The organism is Treponema sp. (assembly GCF_024696245.1).
Taxonomy (GTDB): domain Bacteria; phylum Spirochaetota; class Spirochaetia; order Treponematales; family Treponemataceae; genus Treponema_D.
The window spans coordinates 1-18120 of the sequence record NZ_JAILGZ010000054.1 but is presented as its reverse complement, the minus strand read 5'-3'; the positions used below and the strand labels follow the sequence as shown (position 1 = coordinate 18120).

General features: G+C 38.9%; 14 protein-coding genes. 8 read left to right on the top strand and 6 right to left on the bottom strand.

The features are described from left to right. Window positions 1-1564 (top strand): hypothetical protein (locus tag K6D58_RS03840; protein ID WP_296827805.1); only part of this gene is annotated, 1564 nt, incomplete at its 5' end. Window positions 1565-1776: 212 nt separating this feature from the next. Here the strand turns inward: K6D58_RS03840 and K6D58_RS03835 are convergent. Beyond that, a complete protein-coding gene (locus tag K6D58_RS03835) occupies window positions 1777-4536 on the bottom strand; it encodes a glycoside hydrolase family 3 C-terminal domain-containing protein (RefSeq protein ID WP_296827803.1) in 2760 nt (919 codons plus the stop codon). Between the two features lie 179 nt (window positions 4537-4715). Here K6D58_RS03835 and K6D58_RS03830 point away from each other — a divergent pair, with 179 nt between their 5' ends. The 4 genes from K6D58_RS03830 to fabG all read left to right on the top strand — a co-directional run bounded on the left by K6D58_RS03830 (window position 4716) and on the right by fabG (window position 9780). After that, window positions 4716-6512 carry a sensor histidine kinase gene (locus K6D58_RS03830; RefSeq protein WP_296827801.1) on the top strand — a complete coding sequence of 599 codons (1797 nt, stop codon included), beginning with the start codon at window positions 4716-4718 and terminating at the stop codon, window positions 6510-6512. Further along, window positions 6509-7963, top strand: a complete 1455-nt coding sequence (locus K6D58_RS03825) for a response regulator transcription factor (protein WP_296827798.1) — start codon at window positions 6509-6511, stop codon at window positions 7961-7963. Before K6D58_RS03830 ends, K6D58_RS03825 begins: the two co-directional genes overlap by 4 nt. 91 nt (window positions 7964-8054) lie before the next feature. Continuing rightward, window positions 8055-9011, top strand: a complete 957-nt coding sequence (locus K6D58_RS03820; protein WP_296827796.1) for an ACP S-malonyltransferase — start codon at window positions 8055-8057, stop codon at window positions 9009-9011. A gap of 25 nt (window positions 9012-9036) precedes the next feature. Continuing rightward, entirely contained in the window at window positions 9037-9780 is a 744-nt protein-coding gene (fabG, locus tag K6D58_RS03815) for a 3-oxoacyl-ACP reductase FabG (RefSeq protein WP_296827793.1), read from the top strand. 108 nt (window positions 9781-9888) lie between these two features. Here fabG and K6D58_RS03810 read toward each other — a convergent pair whose 3' ends face one another. Then, entirely contained in the window at window positions 9889-10128 is a 240-nt protein-coding gene (locus K6D58_RS03810) for a DUF5348 domain-containing protein (RefSeq protein ID WP_296827790.1), read from the bottom strand. Window positions 10129-10301: 173 nt separating this feature from the next. Here K6D58_RS03810 and fabF point away from each other — a divergent pair, with 173 nt between their 5' ends. Together fabF and fabZ are read left to right on the top strand one after the other, a co-directional pair. Beyond that, a complete protein-coding gene (fabF, locus tag K6D58_RS03805; RefSeq protein ID WP_296827788.1) occupies window positions 10302-11546 on the top strand; it encodes a beta-ketoacyl-ACP synthase II in 1245 nt (414 codons plus the stop codon). A gap of 165 nt (window positions 11547-11711) precedes the next feature. Then, window positions 11712-12149, top strand: a complete 438-nt coding sequence (gene fabZ, locus K6D58_RS03800) for a 3-hydroxyacyl-ACP dehydratase FabZ (protein ID WP_296827785.1) — start codon at window positions 11712-11714, stop codon at window positions 12147-12149. Between the two features lie 89 nt (window positions 12150-12238). Here the strand turns inward: fabZ and K6D58_RS03795 are convergent, their stop codons facing one another. The 4 genes from K6D58_RS03795 to K6D58_RS03780 form a co-directional block, all read right to left on the bottom strand. Continuing rightward, window positions 12239-12880, bottom strand: coding sequence for an HAD family hydrolase (locus K6D58_RS03795; protein ID WP_296827784.1), 642 nt, complete (start codon window positions 12878-12880; stop codon window positions 12239-12241). Next, the gene (locus K6D58_RS03790; protein ID WP_296827782.1) at window positions 12880-14136 is read right to left on the bottom strand and encodes an FGGY-family carbohydrate kinase; all 1257 of its coding nucleotides are present in this window, start codon (window positions 14134-14136) and stop codon (window positions 12880-12882) included. The genes K6D58_RS03795 and K6D58_RS03790 overlap by 1 nt, the downstream gene beginning before the upstream one ends. A gap of 1 nt (window position 14137) precedes the next feature. After that, a complete protein-coding gene (prs, locus tag K6D58_RS03785) occupies window positions 14138-15412 on the bottom strand; it encodes a ribose-phosphate diphosphokinase (protein ID WP_296827779.1) in 1275 nt (424 codons plus the stop codon). A 93-nt stretch (window positions 15413-15505) separates the two neighbouring features. Further along, window positions 15506-16600 carry a hypothetical protein gene (locus K6D58_RS03780; RefSeq protein ID WP_296827777.1) on the bottom strand — a complete coding sequence of 365 codons (1095 nt, stop codon included), beginning with the start codon at window positions 16598-16600 and terminating at the stop codon, window positions 15506-15508. Between the two features lie 297 nt (window positions 16601-16897). Here K6D58_RS03780 and K6D58_RS03775 point away from each other — a divergent pair. Continuing rightward, window positions 16898-18120: vWA domain-containing protein (locus K6D58_RS03775; RefSeq protein WP_296827774.1), on the top strand; the 1223-nt coding region annotated here is incomplete at its 3' end.

Sequence of the window (18120 nt, the reverse complement as noted above, 5' to 3'; positions counted from 1 at the left end):
TCCTGATAAGGAAGATGTTTCTTCCGTATATACAGTTGAACTTTACAACAAAGAAAACAACGGTGCCTTCTTCTACGGAAAGATTTCATGGACTGATGCAGCATATAAAGTAACAGAAGTTTCAAAAGCAAAATTCAGCATTAACTCTTCTTACGAAACAGTTCAGAATGTAACAGCAGGAGATACTGCAACAACATTCATGGTTGTTTCAAACAGTGGTGCAACATTCCGCGGAACATCAGCTTCACTTTCATTCCGTGTAAAGGCAGATAATGGTTATTATGATTTAACTGCAGCCTACACAGATTCAAATGTAACAGCCAGTGGTTCAACAACAGAAGTAACATCCCTTACTATAGAAGAAGCTGTTCTTAATCCTAAACTCATTCTTGCAAAAGAAAATGTAGAAGTTGAAAAAAACGGTACTGCCAGAGTTGCCATTGCTTACGATGAGATTTTAGATTTTGATGCAGCAAAAATGTCTGCAGCTTCTTCTGATGATGAAGTGGTAACTGCTAAAATTGAAGGAACTGAACTTGTTCTTTCATGGGTAAAAGATGGTGAAGCGACAGTAACTGTATCTTATGATAACAGTTTGACAGTGAAGACAACTATAGCTGTAACAGCCCTTGCAGGAGAGATTGTGTATGAATCTCTTCCAATTCTTCCTAAGGGAAATATGCAGACAAAGGTTGAAGGTGCAAGTGTGTGGCTTTACCTTGACAACACAAATCTCGGAATTAGTGGAACTGATGCAAGCAAAGTTGAAGTTACGGTAACGGATACGGCAACTGGAAATGAGGTTGGCATTAACACAAAGGAATTCAATGACTATGGTGCAAACACAGTAAGACTTTATCTTGTATTTGGTGCTGCTTATGCTAATCTTAAAGTAGATGTTGTTGGAACATTCAACGGCAAAAATTACAAGGGCGAGGCTGTCTTCAAGGATGGTATATACCAGTTTGAATTTGTACCTGAGGCTCTTGTCGTAAGTCCTGCAACAAAAACTGTTGAAACTGGAAGTGAAGTTACATTTACTGTAAAAGATACCAAATATGGTGTAGATATTACTGATAAATGTACCTTTGCTACAGATAATGCCACAGTTAATGGTAATAAAGTGACTGTAGGCGACGCTGTAGGAACTGTAACGGTAACAGTAACTTATAACGATGATGAAAGTATTTCGTCAAGTGCAACGCTTAATGTTGTTGAAGCAGGTTCTGTTTCTTATGATGTTGTACCAGTCCTCGTAAACGATACTTCAATCGGAGGAAACCAGATATTCATATATCTTGACAACAGTATAATTAAAATGGCTGTAAAGAATAAGTTTGAAAATGAGATGGAATTTGTTTTTACTGATACAAAGACAAACGAAGTTCTTGCGGTTACACCAGTTGAATATAATGCTTGGGAAGGAGATAAATTCCGTCTTTATGCAACTCTTCCTTCTGGAGGACATGACGATGCAACCTTACGGATAACGGCAACATTTGGTGACAAGTCTTATCAGAGTACTGTTACTTTTGAAGGTGGAAAAGCTGTTTCAAATGAATAAAATAATTTAGTAGAATTTTTACTTTGTTCTCAATCCGTCCCCCGTCTGCACTTCTCCTTAATTATCCGCAGACGGGGAATTTCTTTTTTATCCGGCTGAAGTTAAATAAAAAAAAGTACCGGAATCATGAAATTCTGTTTACGATTCCGGTACTTGTAGAAGAAAGATGATGTTTTAATTCCCGTAATTCAGGGCGTTAAAACCTGATGAGTTTATTTTATTACACCCATAGAAACAGGTGTAATAACCTGGGAGTTAAAGGAAATCTTACTTACAGTAATGCCAGGCTTTGTATGTTCAAGAGTAAGGTGATAGATTCCAGGATTCAAAATTACCTGAGAAGCATTTACAGTTGTAAATATTCCCGCAGTACTTCTGCACTCAAGAGAAGCTGCCGGCTGTCCGTCTATCATAATATTAGAAACAGACTGACTTAAATCATCGCTTTCCTTTATGTAAGTTCCGCTGATATTAAACACACCCTTGTGTTCAACTTTAAGCCAGGTATTTTCATCAGGAACAAAGTCATCCTTTTCATTTACAATCTTTCCATCTGATGGAACAGCTGTATTTGCAGGACTAAATTCAAGTATTTCTTTAAGGGCCCTCAAAGGTCTTTTACTTACAGGAGCCTGAAGAATAAATCTAAGTATATCCTTTACACAAAGCTGAAGTTCACCCAGAGTAAGTTCTCCTTCTGCAAGAGCCTTTTCAATATTGTCGCCATAACCATTGCTTTCTGCAGTGTCATTGTCAACGATCATGTAAATATCATTACGGGCACGGATCATATAAGCCGTATTCTTTATTGAAGCTTCTCCACCTTTAACACAGTGATTCATTTTTGCCCACCAGTCTGTCATTACAAGACCCTTGTATTTCCATTCCTGACGAAGAATCATATTTACAGTTTCGTAGTTAGAAGCAGACCAGTGTCCGTTTACAGGATTATAGCTTGTCATTAAAGATACAAGGTTTTTATCCTTAACAACAATTTCAAAAGCCTTAAGATAGATTTCCCTTAAAGCCCTTTCTGAAAGTACAGAGTCACTGGAGTTTCTGCAAAGTTCCTGAGAGTTACATGCGTAATGTTTTATGGTTCCGCTTGAGCCTCCCTTCTTTAATCCCCTTATCTGCACAGCTGCCATTACTCCGGTAAGATAAGGGTCTTCACTAAAGTATTCAAAGTTGCGTCCGTTAAGTGGATTCCTGTGAATGTTAATTCCAGGGCCTAAAAGTGAATCAATCTGATACTGAACCAGTTCTTTTCCTTCTTCAACAAAAAGTTCTTCAACAAGAGCAAGGTTCCAGCTGCAGGCAAGCTGAGTTCCTATAGGCATAAGGCTTGCTTCCCTTCCTGTATCAACACGGATTCCCGAAGGGCCGTCTGCACATCCGGCAACAGGTATTTTGTAATCATGAAGCTTTTCACTTAAACCACCATAGGCAGCAGTAATACCCATTGTAACTTTTGCACTCATCATTCCTTCACCACGAACAATAGTTGCTAATTCCTTAACGTCAAGCTGTCCGATAAAGGATTCAAGTAAAACAGGATCTTTTTTTACATCATCAAAAGAAATGCCCTTGTCTCCTGTAAAAGGAATCTGTGGCGGAAGATTTTCATGAATGATTTTATTCAGGTCATTTTTGTTGAGCGGAACATCTTCATAAGAGGAACTGCCTTCCTTATTAATCATTCTCTGGAATTTTTTATAAGGTGCTCCGGCCTGCCTGCATTTGGTAACGATAACATTTTCATTTAGTTCAATGCAGTCTTTATTTCCGATATTAATTTTTTCTGCACTAAGGGAATCACTTCCTGCATAAACAAAATATTTTCCTGCTTCAAGAATCCAGCAGTAAGGAGAACCTGTAACTCCACAGTCATCATAAGAAGCAGAGTCTTTAAGGTTAAACTTTATGCATACTTCTTCACTCTGTCCGCTTTTAAGCAGGGAAGTTTTTGTAAAACCAGCAAGAACTCTTGAAGCCTTTCCCAGTTTTCCTTGTGGAGCTTCTACATAAACTTCAAGAACATCTTTTCCTGAGCACTTACCGGTGTTTGTAATTTTTGCCTTTACTGTAACATCAAGGTCAGTAATGTAAGCATCAATAATTTCACTTTTAAATTCCGTATAGCTTAAACCATAACCAAAAGGGTAGAGGATTTTATCTTTAGCAAAGGTATTAAAATATCTGTATCCGACGTATATGTCTTCCTGGTAAATATTTTCTTTTTCATTACCAAAGTTTTTTGTAGAAGGATAGTCTTCAATATTTTTAGCAATAGTATCTGTAAGTTTTCCGGAAAAGTTTTCTTTTCCAAGAAGAAGGGCTGCAGTAGAAGAACCTGCTTCCATTCCTCCCATCCATACATAAGAGGCAGCCTTTATATGACCTTTAAATGCAGAATCTTCTATAAAAGATGTATCCATTATGCCGCAGGTATTAAAAATTACGGCAACATTTTCAAAGGCAGAACAAATGTTTACAAGATTTTCGTATTCTGTATCTGACAGGTACCAGCTGCCTTTTACACTTTTTAAGTCCTTGTCTTCTCCAGCATTTCTACCTATTACATAAAGAGCCTTGCTGTTATTCTTTGCATATTCTTCAGCCAGGTCTTTTGAGACAGGCATTTCTTTCTGACTCCATGGTTCACCTGCCCACTGTCCGCCACCGTTATCAAAAGGATTTTTTTTGTGCCATTCTTCGTAAAGGTCAGCAAGCTTTCTGTCAATTTTTACACCGCTTTCATTTTCAGCTTTCAAAAGTTCATCTATTAAAATAGTAGAATAAATTACGTGGACAGAACCCCCGGAACCCATTCCGCTTTTATAAAAGTCTTTCTGACATCTTCCAAAAACACAAACACTGTCACCTCTTTTTAATGGCAGCATTTCTTCTTCATTTTTAAGAAGTACACAACCTTCTGCAGCAGACTGAAAAATCAAATTTGTAAAAGACATATAATTCCCCCATTTACAGATAAGAAAAAGTATATCACCTGAATATAATAGAAAATAGTTATCAATTCTCCGATTATGTCAGCAAATATTTGCAAAACCGAAATTTTGACACTACAATGAAAAATAGATGACTGTGAAAAATTTCGGTCAGAAGTGAAAATAATTCGTAGGTGTAAAGGATGTTATTAAAAAAAATCGGCAGTGGATTAAATAATCACCATTTCTCAAAAAGGCTTGTAATGATTTACACCTGTATTGTAATCATTCCTCTTTCCATCATATTTATAATCCTCATTGCAGTTTATAAAAATTCCTATAAGAGGGAAGTAGAAAATAACTGCCGCCAGATGGTTTTGGCAGAAGTGTCACAATTACAGCGCCGTATGGAACATTTTGACAGAATAGAAAAAATGATTAAGACAAATGCGGAACTTCTTTCTTTTCTTATGTCCCCTGATGAATATAGTGAACTTGATACAATAGATACAGTAATTTCTGCCACAGATTCCCTTGAGAAAATTCTTGCAGTTGAATCAGATTTATCTTCCTTAAGAATCTTTGCAGACAATCCTCATGTACCTGAACGCTTTCCAGTACTCTTTAATTCATCAAGAACAGATCTTGATAGCCTTGAACGCTGGGATTTCGATTATACTCCTTCCTATATTTTTTCCCAGAGATTTAAGGAACCTTCATCAGTTTGTTCAACAAGAAAACTTTATAATGGTAAACATAAAGTTGGTTTTCTTCAGATTTCAGCAGATGCAAAAAAGTTTTTTCCCTTTATGTTTGAAAAGAATTTAAAAGGAGAAAGTTTCTGCCTTCTTAAAGTAAACGAACACGGAGATTTGTCAACTTTTCAAACCGGCCAGATAAAAAATAAATGCTCCCTGGATTATCAGGCCCTCCATACAATTCAAAAAAAGTATGGAAAATTTTCTCAGGGTGACATTATAAAATTTTCTTCCAATGGCAAAAGTTATATTGGTTCTATCGGTCTTCTTCCGGAACTTAATCTGCTTATACTTCATTCAAAATATATGCCAATTTTAGAAACCCACATGATTATCATTTACATAGGTTTTGTTTTTGGTCTTGTATCAACAATGATTTTTTTCTTTACAGTTATTGCCTACATAACTACAAGAATGCTGGGAGGAGTTTATTCAATCATAGACGGAATGAAAGAAGTCCGCTCCGGCAATCTGGATGTAACTCTTGAAGTCTCTTCTAATATTGATGAAATAAGTCTTACTCAAAAAACTTTCAATACTATGGTAGAAAAAATTAAAAACCAGATTGAAATGATTAAAAACGAAGAGCACCTCATTGCAGACACAGAAATGAAGGCCATGCAGAATCAGATAAATGCTCACTTCCTCTACAACGTTTTAGAAACAATTCACATGCAGGCACTTCTTAAAGAAGACAACGAAACAGCAGAAAGCATTCTGGTTCTTGGAAAAATGATGCGTTACTGTCTTCGCTGGAGAATACATTCAGTAAGCCTCTCTCAGGAACTTGAATACATTAACTCCTACATAAAGATTTTGAACATAAGGAATGATTATAAAATAACCCTTGATGCAGAAATACCTGAAAAACTTCTTGAAAGGGAAATACCTAAAATGCTGGTTCAGCCTTTCATAGAAAATTCTTTTTACCACGGAATTGAACCTCTGGCAAAAGATTCAGTTATAAAAATTTATACTGAAGTAGATGTAGAAAATGACAGGCTCTTTTTATGTGTAGAAGATTTTGGCTGCGGTATGAGTCAGGAAAAACTTGAAGAAATAAAAACTTACCTTGAGGATATTAAATACGAAAGGGATTCTCAGGGCAGTATTGGCATAAAGAATATTCAGCAGCGTCTTTTCCTTTTTTACGGGGAAGATTTTAAACTGCAGATTTATTCTACCCCTGGCAAGGGAACCCTTATAAAAGTTCCCCTTCCACTTTCAGGAGATAAAGAATGATTACTATTGTTGTAGCTGATGATGAAAAATTAATCAGGGCCGGAATTAAAAAGATTCTCATTGATAACATAAGTGCAGAGCTTAATGTAATAGAAGCAAAGAACGGAAAAGAAGCCCTGGACTATGTAAATGATAATTCTGTTGATGTTCTCATTACAGATATAAAGATGCCGGTAATGGATGGAATAGAACTTATGCAGAATGTCAGGGATCTTTCTAAAAAGCCTGCCATGATTGTACTCTCAGGTTTTGATGATTTTAATTACGCAAAGGAAGCAATTTCTTCCGGAGTCCTGGCTTACATTTTAAAGCCTGTAGATTCAAAGGAACTTGTTGCAGCCGTAAACTCAGCCCTTAATTCAGCAAAAAAAATTGAACAGTCTCAGACTGAATTAAAATTAAAGTCCCTTATTATAGAAGGTGGAACCGGAGCCGTTGATGACCTTAAGAATATAAAAATGTTCAACGGTTTCTGCTGTGTTGCAGTAAAAATTTTATACTCTGCCAGTGAAGAAAAATTCTTTTCTGCTCTTGACCCAAATCTCTGCTATGTTTTAGAGCGTAAGAAAAAGTTTACAGGCCTTGTAATTCAAAAAGACTATCTTGAGAACCTTATAAATATTGTAAGGGACATGGGCTACTCAGTCGGAATCAGTACCTGCTCAGACAATGTCCTTGAACTCCGTAAGCTTTACCATCAGGCTTATTCCAGTGTCCTCCGTTCCTTCTTTGCAGAAGCAGGTCAAAATGATGTTTACACTTACGATGCCGATTCTTTAGTTTCAGATTTTTCAGAAATTGATTTACGCTACGAAAAATTTATTGCAGCCCTGGACCTTCTTTCGGAAAACGAAATCAAAAAAACAATGAACTCTCTTCTTGAACTTGATTATTCTGATACAGCTAAATGTGCAGATTCAGTTCTCTATATTCATGATAAAATTGTTTCCAGTCTCTTTAAGCGTTATCCTAAATTCCACGACAACGATACTTATCTTTACCTTAAGAGCCTGATGATAGAAAACATTGCCCAGGTAGATTCCTACGAAGAATGGAAGCGTTACATAGGAGATTATGTAATTTACCTTACCCAGCTTCTTATTAAACAGCAGGGCAAGTACCCTTACATTACAAAAGCCATTTCCTATGTAAACCGCCATTATTCAGAAAACATAACCATGGCAACCGTAGCAAATTACGTCAGCATGAATTACACCTGGTTCAGTGAAAAATTTAAGGAACAGGTAGGAACCAATTTTAACGACTACTTAAAAAAGTACCGCATGGAGCAGGCAAAGCGTCTTCTGGAGATGGGCACTTATAAAGTATACGAAGTTGCAAACAAATCCGGCTTCCGTGACGTAAAGCACTTTATGAAAACCTTCCGTGAGATGAACGGTATGTCAGCAGGTGAATGGGCAAAGATTCACAGCCGCTTTACTGACGAGTAATATCCGGCACTTTTATTCAGCCGGGTTGTCTAAGGTTGACATCACTTTGACAAAATGACATAATTTGTCAAAATAAAACAAGGGGTTTATTATGGCAAAGAAGTATGCTTTTTTATTTCCAGGACAGGGTGCTCAGGCTCCAGGTATGGTAAAAGATGTTGCTGAATCTTCAGCATCAGCAAAAAAAGTTATTGATGATGTTTCTGCAATCACAGGTGTTGATGTTGCAAAACTTATGTGGGAATCAGATGCAGAAACTTTAAGCCGTTCAGATAACAGTCAGCTTGCAATTACAACAGCATCAATTGCAATTATGGCAGCACTTAAAGACAAGGGTATTGAACCTTCTGCAGCAATGGGATTCTCTCTTGGTGAATTCCCTGCACTTTATGCAGCAGGTGTTCTTTCTTTTGAAAACGTAATTAAAGTAGTTCGCCAGCGTGGTCTTATCATGCAGAAAGTTTGCGAAGAAATTGCTGCAGCCAACGAAGGTCATGCACCAGGAATGACAGCAGTTCTCGGACTTGCTCCAGAAAAGGTAGTAGAAATTGCTTCTTCAATTAAAGATGCTTATGCTGCAAACATGAACAGCGTAAAGCAGACTGTTGTTTCAGGAACATTTGATTCCCTTGCAGCAGTAGAAAAGGCAGCTACAGAAGCTGGTGCCCGCCGCGTTGTACGCCTTAAGGTTGCAGGACCTTTCCATTCACCACTTATGCAGAAAGCTGCAGATGAATTCGGCAAGGTTCTTGAATCAGTTCAGTTTGAAGAACCAAAGATTCCTCTTTTCAGCAACGTAACCGGAAAGCAGGCAGCTAACGCAGAAGAAGTTAAAAAGTCAGCAGTACTTCACCTTACTCATTCAGTTCTCTGGACAGACGAAGAAGCAGTTCTTGCATCTATCATCAAGGCAGATTCTTCTAATGAATGGGCAGTTCTTGAACCAGGACCAGGAAAAGTTCTTTCAGGACTCTGGGGTCAGACTGAATTTGGTGCAGGTCTTGCAGCTGTACCTGTAAATACAGCAGACGGAATCGCAGCTCTCTAATATAATCTTACATAAGGAGAAAATTATGTTGCTTCAAAATAAAAAAGCTTTAGTAACAGGCTCAAGCCGCGGTATCGGCCGTGGAATCGTAGAAAAGTTCCTCAGTGAAGGAGCAGAAGTATGGGGTCTTTGTTCAAAGCCAAGTGCAGCAAAAGCAGATCTTGAAAAATTTGCAGCTGACCACAATACAGCATTCCATGAAATCTGTGCAGATGTAGGAAACGCAGAACAGCTTACTGAAGTTGTAAAGGCAGCTCTTGCAGAAGCAGGTGGATTTGATGTTCTTGTAAACAATGCCGGAATCACCCGCGACGGCCTTTCTTTCCGCATGAAGAAAGAAGACTGGGACGACGTTCTCCGCATTAACCTTACAAGTGCATTTCTTGTTTGTCAGATTATTTCCAATGACATGATCCGCAAGAGAACAGGTTCCATCATTAACATGGCATCTATTGTTGGTGTTCACGGAAACGGCGGTCAGGTTAACTATTCAGCTTCAAAGGGCGGACTTATTGCTTATTCAAAGTCCCTTGCAGCAGAAGTTGGAAGCCGTGGTGTACGTGTTAATGCAATTGCACCAGGATTCATTGCTACAGACATGACAGGTGCCCTTAAAGAAGAGCTTCAGAAGATTATGATTGACAAGACTCTTCTTAAGCGTGCAGGTACACCAGAAGACATTGCAAACACAGCACTTTATCTTGCATCAGATTTGAGCACTTACGTAACAGCTCAGGTTATTGGTGTAGACGGTGGTATGGGAGCATAAAAAAATGGCGGCTGCTTTTTACGGCTGCCACCACCTTCCATAACAAATAGAGGCGGGTTTCTTTAAGGAGACCCGCTTTTTTTATAGTAAAGTTTTATTCAGTTAAAGTTAAATCCTTACTTCAAGGTCATCAAGTATTCCTGAATAAGAAGTATTCTTAAGTTTAAAGAGCAGGGCACCTTCTTCATCAGAAGTAATTTCAATTCCTGTTTCTACCCATTTGTCATCAACCTTTACTTCAAAAGTATCTCCAAAGTTAATCTGAGTAAGGGGAGCGCCTTCTTTTGTAACCCAGAAACTTCCTGAATTAATATCAAATGTAAGAGAACCTTCAATTTTATCAGCCATAATTTTACCTCCGCATATTCCCTTGATAATATCCTTAAAATTGAATTTTGAAAACCATTTAATATTTTTCAATCCTATTGCATAAAAAATGTATTTCTTGTAATATCTTACAAAATGACACTTTTTGATATTTTGTCAATTTGAAGTTCACATTTATTAAGGAGAACAAACAGATGCGTAGAGTAGTAGTAACCGGTTTAGGCTGTATCAGCCCTGTAGGTAACACTGTAGATGAAACATGGCAGGCAATCAAAGACGGAAAAAGTGGAGTTGCTGCAATTACACATTATGATGCAACACCTTTCAAAGTAAAGTATGCCGCAGAAGTAAAGAATTTCGATGCTTCAAAATATATGGATTCAAGTGCAGCCCGCAAAATGGGACTCTTCTCAAGATATGCAGTAGCAGCTGCAAAAATGGCTCTTGAAGATTCAGATCTTCTTGGAAAAGCTGACATTCTTGAAGACACAGCAGTTTACCTTGGTGTAGGTATTGGTGGTCTTGAAGTAACAGAAAACACAATGAAAGCATACTTTGATTCAAACATGACACGTATGCCTCCAATGACAATCCCTGAACTTATCCCTAATGAAGCAGCAGGAAACATCAGTCTTGCCTTTGGTCTTCATGGAGCAACTCATACAATCGCAACAGCCTGTGCTTCTGGTACAGACGCTATCGGTGATGCACTTGATCAGATCCGCAGCGGCCGCTATGACGTAATTCTTGCAGGTGGTGCTGAATCAACACAGTGTGGTTACGGTAACCTTGGCTTTACAATGCTTCACGCCCTTTCTTCAAAATGGGTAGATGATCCTTCAAAGGCAAGCCGTCCTTTCGACAAGCAGCGTGACGGATTCATCATGGGTGAAGGTTCAACAATTCTCGTACTCGAAGAATATGAACATGCAAAAGCCCGCGGTGCAAAAATCTATGCAGAAGTTGCAGGATACGGCGGATCTACAGACGGTTATCACCTTACAGCACCTAATCCAAACGGAATCCCTGGTGCAAAGTGTATGACTATTGCTATGAAAGATGCAGGTGTAAAACCAGAAGAAGTAACATATTACAATGCTCACGGAACTTCTACACACCTTAATGATTCAGGTGAAACAAAAATGCTTCACATTGCATTCGGAGATGCTGCACCAAAGCTTCACATTTCTTCAACAAAGTCTATGACAGGTCACTGTCTCGGAAACGCAGGTTCCCTTGAAGCAATGATTTGTGTTAAGGCAATTCAGGATTCATTCATTCCTGCTACAATCAACCTTGATGAAGTAGACGTAGAAGGCGGATGTGACCTTGACTACACTCCAAACCACGGTCTTAACATGAACGTAGACGTAGCAATGAGTGCAAACTTTGGATTCGGCGGACACAATGGTTGTCTCGTATTCAAGAAAGTAAAGTAATTTATACAAAAACATAAAGAGCTTTATATAGATAAAGGCTGCCGGTAAAATCAACTGGCAGCTTTTTTACTTATTCAGCCCTGAATAAAAGGCTGCTTAAAATCAGTAAAGACTTTTATCAGTAAAAAGGTTAAAATATCAGAATAATTATCAGGAGATAAAAAAATGGAAAAATTCACAGACATTGAATCACTTTTACCTCACAGAAAACCATTCTTATTTGTAGACTCAATCGACAGCTATGATGACAACGGATGTGTTTGTACACGTAAATTTACAGAAGAAGACTTTTTCTTTAAGGGACATTTCCCTGAATACCCTGTAGTACCAGGCGTTATTCTTATTGAAACAATGGCACAGGGTGGTGGAGCTGCCTTAAGCCTTCAGAAAAAATTTAAGGAAGGAAGCCTCTTCTTCCTTGCAACTGTAAACAACGTTAAGTTTAAGCACCAGGTTCGCCCTGGAGATACAGTACGCATGGAAGTAACAAACAAGCGTGCAACACCTAACATGGTAGTTCAGAGCGGTAAAGCTTATGTTGGTGACACTCTTTGTGCCCAGGCTGAATGGATGTGTCTTGTAGGTTCAGGAGAATCTAAATAAGCACTCCCTGTCTTTATAAGAGCCTGCCCGGTATAATTCAATGACATTCATTGCAGTTTAATCCGGCAGGCTTTTCTTTTTTTAAAGAATTAAATAAGCTTTTCCAGTTTAAGTAAGTCCTGAGCACCGTCTACAAGTACTCCCCCCATTCCAATCTCCAGGGGCAGGGCCAGGTCTATGTCAAACCTGTCACCTATAGAAAGACACTCATCATAAGAAGTTTTTGTAATGCTGCAGGCCATATCCAGAACTTCCTTAGCCGGCTTTGATTTTTTACATGAATCCAGTCCCACAATATCAGTAATCAGTTTTTCAAGTCCTATAGCCTTAAGGTTGTTAAAGGCAGCATCGTGAGGATTATTAGTTACGGCAATAAGCTGGTATTTTTCTTTAAGCCTTTTTATCAGCTCAACAATTTCCTTATCTTCAGTAAGATAGTTTTCCGGTTTTAAAAGCTGGTTTCTCCATTTAATGCTTGTATCAATATCAATTCCAAAATGAGTAAAGGCATTCCCAAGACTTATTTTCTGTCCGTCATGGCTTTTCATCCATTCACTTCTAAAGTCAGCAATTTTTTTACGCCCCTGCTCATGACTCCAGCCCATTAAGTCAGACCAGTGCCTTATTTGAACATCAACCTGTTCCTTAACATATTCATCGCTGGTATATAAAGTACCGTCTATGTCAAAAATGAGGCATTTAAGATTTTCAGGAATTTTATAGATTTTCATTAAAAGGAATTATTTTCTGAATCCTGAGGTTTAAATACCTTTGCAGCCTTAAAGAGAGCAAGGGATGCCTGGGTAAAGTTTTCAAATACTTTAAGACCAGTAAAGGCAAAAACAGCACAGCCTGTAAGTTCAGCATCATGGCACTGGGCAACTTTTATCGTAAGCCCGGTAATATTTGCTTTAAGCTGATTCCATTCATCATTGGCAGCCTGACCACCTGTAATAGTCATTTCCGTTGGAAAGTCAAAACTGCTGTTAACGCAGGCTTCTTTAAGAATATCAACAGCGTTCCTTACATCCAGGGCTATCTGGGTAAGAAGATACTTGCCGTCTGTATAAGTCTGATTGCTTCCGTCTGCACTAAGACAAAGGTGAACAAGATCCTGGTGCTGGTATTCATGACCGGCTTCCCGTTCAACCTTCTTTTTAAAGGCTGAATATTTAGATCCTGATTCCTTAAAGAGAACTGCAGCATTCCACAGCCCCGGAATAACGGAAGGCATTGTGCGTATTTTATCAGAATAAACAGGAGAAGGAGTGCAAAGGTTAATACCTTCGCTGGAACCAGCCCTGTCACATAAAAGACCAGGATTTAAAGTAGCAGTTCCGGCTAAAGCAGAAACAAAATCAGGAGCACCACAAAATACCGGTGTTCCTTCAGTAAGTCCGTTTTTTTCAAAAGAAAGGAATGATTCAGCCTTGCGGGTAAGTCTTCCTGCCAGAGAACCGGTAAAGGCATACTGAGGCAGTTTTTTACATTCCTCTTCACTAAGTCCTGCCTTTAAAAGTTCTTCTTTATTCCACCAGAAGTCAATAAACCTGTTTTCCGGAATAATAGTAACCTTGCTTTCTGTTAAAAGGTAAATCATGTATTCCGTAGAAGAAAATATAGTTTCTGCTTCCTTCCATACCTCAGGCATTTTGTTTTTGAATGTAATAATACGGGGAATAAAAAGGGATTTTCCGGAATAAGAAGGGCAGTCAGCTTCTTCATTCCAGAGGAGGGTTTCTCCGGTAGATGCCGTAAGGGTAGGGCCGTTTCCGCTTATACAGATGGCACTTACCTTAAGCTCAGGATTCTCACTGAACATATCCTGGCAGGCATTTACAAAAGAAGGAAACCACTCCTTTGAAGCATACTTTGTGCTTTTAAGCAGAAACTTTTTGCGGCTGTAGGCAAGAATGCTTCCGTCCTCGGCAATTACAGCAGCTTTAAGGGATGATGTTCCGATATCAGCACAAAGTACCTGTTTCATATTAAGCCTTAGCCTCTTCTTTTTCAGAATCTTTATCAGCCGGCTTGCTTACTTTCATAAGCTTGTCGATTATTGAACGGTTATCAAGAAGTTCACCAAGAGACTGATTGTGGTGCAGGCGGGTAATAACGTTGGCAAAGAGACCAGAAACGTTAGTACTGATGTACCATTCCCTCTTAAGAAGTTCTTCGTGATAAACAGCATTTGTACCGATGATTCTGTAGAAAAGCCCCTGTTTGTAAGCTTCATCAAACTGTTCAATGGCATTTCCTGTAAAGAAAGGAAGGCTTATGGCAGCAATTACCTTAGTAGCTCCCTGTTCATGAAGGAATCCCATAGCTTTAAGGAGGGTACCACCAGTTCCAAGCATATCATCTGCAAGGAAGGCAACCTTTCCCTTAACGTCACCAAGAAGTTTTACGCTCTTAATGTTTGTATTTTTAGCATCCTGAGTTACTACAGAATAGTCTCTTTCCTTATAAATCATGGCAAGAGGCTTTTTAAGTCCTGTAGCATAGAATTTATTACGGTCAATGGCACCAGTATCAGGAGAAACAACAACCAGGTCTTCCTTAGAAAGATCGATTACTTTAGCAAGTTCCCTGATAATCTGATAAGAAGCATGAAGATTTTCACAGTGTGTGTGGCTGAATGCGTTTACAATTTCACGGCTGTGCAGGTCAAGGGTAATAATTCTCTTAACTTCCATGCTTTCATAAATATGTCCAAGAAGGGAAGCTGTAAGACCTTCACGACCCTTCTTTTTATGCTGTCTTGAATAAGGGTATACCGGTAAAACCAGTGTCATTGATTTGGCACCAGCCTGACGGATTGCATCAATTGCAACTAAAAGACCCATAACATGATCGTTAACGCTGAGCCTCATTACGTTCTTTCCGTTGTTCATGGAAATTGGCTCATGGTTTTCTACATCCTGGAAGATATAAACATCTTTACCGCGGATGCATTCCTGAAGTTCACACTTGTATTCACCATTAGCAAAGTAAGTGAATGAAGCGTTTACCTTAAAGGAAGGTGCACGATACTTGTCGGTATTGCCACGAATGCACAGATCAGGCGTAAACAGGTCATTGTAAAGATTAGACTGTTCAACCAGCTTAGCTTTGTCTAAGTCGTAGCGTTTGGAAATAACATCGTTCTTAAGAGTGTAGCGATGTTTGTACATGTGACGCAGGTGAGTGATAACTTCGTTAGCAAAAGCTTCACCACCAGGACAGGCAACGATGGCCAGATCAGTTGGATCAGAATACGGCATTATTCTTTCCCCTATAAATGAATTTTTTATGGGCTTATTCTACTGTTTATACATGCCGAATTCAAGGTTGAAAATTATTGAATTTATCTTAAATTAAAACTGGAAGCTCTTTGCAAGAACGTCTTTTTTCTGCTTTTCCATATTGGATTCCATGATGAATTTAATGAAGTAGTCCTCAAGAGTTGCCTTTGGTCCTTCAAGCTGCAGCCTTCTTCTTGCACGGGCATTGTCACGGCGGACAGTATACAGAAGGTAAAAGTCTCTGTAGTCAAGGCTGACGTCTGTTTTTACACGTTCACCAAGGTAGGCACCTACTTCATCACGGCCAATGGACTTAACACCCTGATTCCTCAGAATATCCTTAAGTTTAAGAACCTGTTCATGGGAAATACCAAAGAGAAACTCTTCCATTGCCTGAGAAACTTCCGGAGTAGAAAGCCTGTTTTTTATAAAAGAAGCCCAGTTTTCGTCTGCCTGCATGCTGACCATAATAAGTTCGCTTGTTCCCATCATGGTACCAAATGCAGGAGCAAGGCGGCGGCGGGCATTCCATACAGTCTGAAGAACGGGAGCTATGTCAGAAATAGTCTGGTCGCTTCTATGTTCCCAAAGAATTATCAAAAGGTTTGCAATCTGCCTTCTAAGTTCCAGTGAAATTGTCTTATCCTTAATCAGGTTCAGGTAAACGTCCTCTGCCATAAGGGTAAACATCATTGAAATAGTTTCGTCTGCATATTCCTTTACCTGCTTTTCATTCATGGAAGTATAGTTTCTGGCAAGTTTTTCCATTGAATAAAAAGTGTGAATCTTTGTAATAAGAAATCCCTTTCCAAGAATAGCCTTTGAAGGCATGTGAAGGGTAGTATCACCGTCTTCCTGGTAAGAAATAATGCTTTCTATAAGAGTTTCCGGTGTACGCTGGGAAGAAGTAAGGTTTGTTTTTTCCAGCAGTGAAGGGAACCTTGCTATGGATTTTGCCAGATTTTCTATATCGTCAAGTCTGCTTTGAATACGTTCAATTTTATCCGGATTGTCTTTACCCAAGGCTGCAATAAGATTTGTAATTAAATCCTGCTGATGAGGGGTAAAGATTATGATTCCATCTGGAATAGAACTGATCAGGTCTTCTTTATCAAAGAATTCATCGATGCTTACCTGTTCAAATTCCTGAAGCTCAATCCTTTCCATTTTTTTGCCCTCTTGTTTTCAAATACGAATTTTAAATCTTTATAATCTGGAAAAGGACAAACAAAAACTTTCTGTGTGACCGGAACAGTTTAGCTTTCAAAATCCCTTCCCATGCTAATTATACCGTATTTGAAAACCATTTCAATACAGAAGGCGGTTTTTACCTTTTTAAGCCCTGCAATTACCGCTTTTTTTTAGCTTTTTTTAAGGAATTTCAAGATTTACCTGCAAAATGCCGAAAATATATCCATGAGGAAGAATTTTTTACTATTACCGGCTTTTTTAATAATTTTTACCATGTTGCCCCTTTATTCTCAGAGTGATGATAATTCACAAAAGAAAATCCCCCTTTATCCGGAACTCACTCTTTCTCAGGACGATTTAATCATAGAAAAGCATTACGACGCTGCCGGTAATCAGGACGGACTTCTTCTTTACATCCGCAAAAAATCTTCAGTAGAAAGCCTTATGCTTTGTGAAACTACAAGGGATCCTGAAGGTAAACTGGATAATTTTGCCTACCGGGCCCAGTCCTGGAACTCTTATAACGGAGACGAAAAGCGCCTTCTTGACGGCAAGTTCCTTGATTCGGATTATTCCCGCTACACCCTTATTTCTTCAACACCTGTAAGTCACCCTGTCTTAGGTCAGGCTTTCTGTATATTCATTCCCCCTGTTCTGGTTTACGGCTATCCCTGGTCCAGAAACGGCACTGTAACTGTAGGAAACAATACTTTTGTAAACATACGCACTTTCTCAAAAAAATACGGAGATTACGAAGGAAACTTTCAGGACAATCCATTTATGTTTAACTTTAACATAAAGAAAAAGACCCCGGCTTCCCCATCTGTCTCCCGGACAGAACCAGAGCCGGTATCAGAACCAGAGCCTCAGCCACAGCCGGAACCTGCAGCAGAAGTTCCTGTACTTGATGAAAGCTATAATCCTGATACAGCAGAAAGTTTTACTAAAATAGCCTCTTCTTCCCGGGGAAAAGTAATCTATTCTGAAGGAACTGCAAGCCTTAAAGAAGACCTTAATTCCCTTATAGGTGAACTGGATAAATCTAAAAAAGCAGATCTTGTTTTTGCCATAGACACAACCGGCAGCATGGTAGAAGAACTTGATGTTATAAGAAAAGTATGGCTGCCTCAGTTTATAAAGTCATACCCTTCCTGGACAGACCTCAGGGTTGCCTTAATTTTATACAGGGATTTTGGTGACTCCTATCTTTACAAGAACCTGCCTGTAAAAATCTATCACTTTACCACAGACATGAAGGCTTTTTACCGCAATATTGATGGTGTTTACATAAAGGGAAATGAAGGTGGAGATATTCCGGAAGCTGTTTATGAAGCAATTTATGCAGCCCTTAAATATCTTGACTGGAGGGAAGATGCCCAGAAGAAAATCATACTTATGGGTGATGCCCCGGCCCATGAAATTCCCCGGGGACCAAAAAAAATCAGCAGGGAAATTACAGAACAACTGTCTGCAGAAAAAAATGTTTCCTGCGACTG

Coding starts and splice junctions, on each gene's coding strand:
- K6D58_RS03835 (WP_296827803.1), bottom strand. CDS start 4,536: ATGTCTTTTACAAATTTGATTTTTCAGTCTGCTGCAGAAGGTTGTGTA.
- K6D58_RS03830 (WP_296827801.1), top strand. CDS start 4,716: ATGTTATTAAAAAAAATCGGCAGTGGATTAAATAATCACCATTTCTCA.
- K6D58_RS03825 (WP_296827798.1), top strand. CDS start 6,509: ATGATTACTATTGTTGTAGCTGATGATGAAAAATTAATCAGGGCCGGA.
- K6D58_RS03820 (WP_296827796.1), top strand. CDS start 8,055: ATGGCAAAGAAGTATGCTTTTTTATTTCCAGGACAGGGTGCTCAGGCT.
- fabG (WP_296827793.1), top strand. CDS start 9,037: ATGTTGCTTCAAAATAAAAAAGCTTTAGTAACAGGCTCAAGCCGCGGT.
- K6D58_RS03810 (WP_296827790.1), bottom strand. CDS start 10,128: ATGGCTGATAAAATTGAAGGTTCTCTTACATTTGATATTAATTCAGGA.
- fabF (WP_296827788.1), top strand. CDS start 10,302: ATGCGTAGAGTAGTAGTAACCGGTTTAGGCTGTATCAGCCCTGTAGGT.
- fabZ (WP_296827785.1), top strand. CDS start 11,712: ATGGAAAAATTCACAGACATTGAATCACTTTTACCTCACAGAAAACCA.
- K6D58_RS03795 (WP_296827784.1), bottom strand. CDS start 12,880: ATGAAAATCTATAAAATTCCTGAAAATCTTAAATGCCTCATTTTTGAC.
- K6D58_RS03790 (WP_296827782.1), bottom strand. CDS start 14,136: ATGAAACAGGTACTTTGTGCTGATATCGGAACATCATCCCTTAAAGCT.
- prs (WP_296827779.1), bottom strand. CDS start 15,412: ATGCCGTATTCTGATCCAACTGATCTGGCCATCGTTGCCTGTCCTGGT.
- K6D58_RS03780 (WP_296827777.1), bottom strand. CDS start 16,600: ATGGAAAGGATTGAGCTTCAGGAATTTGAACAGGTAAGCATCGATGAA.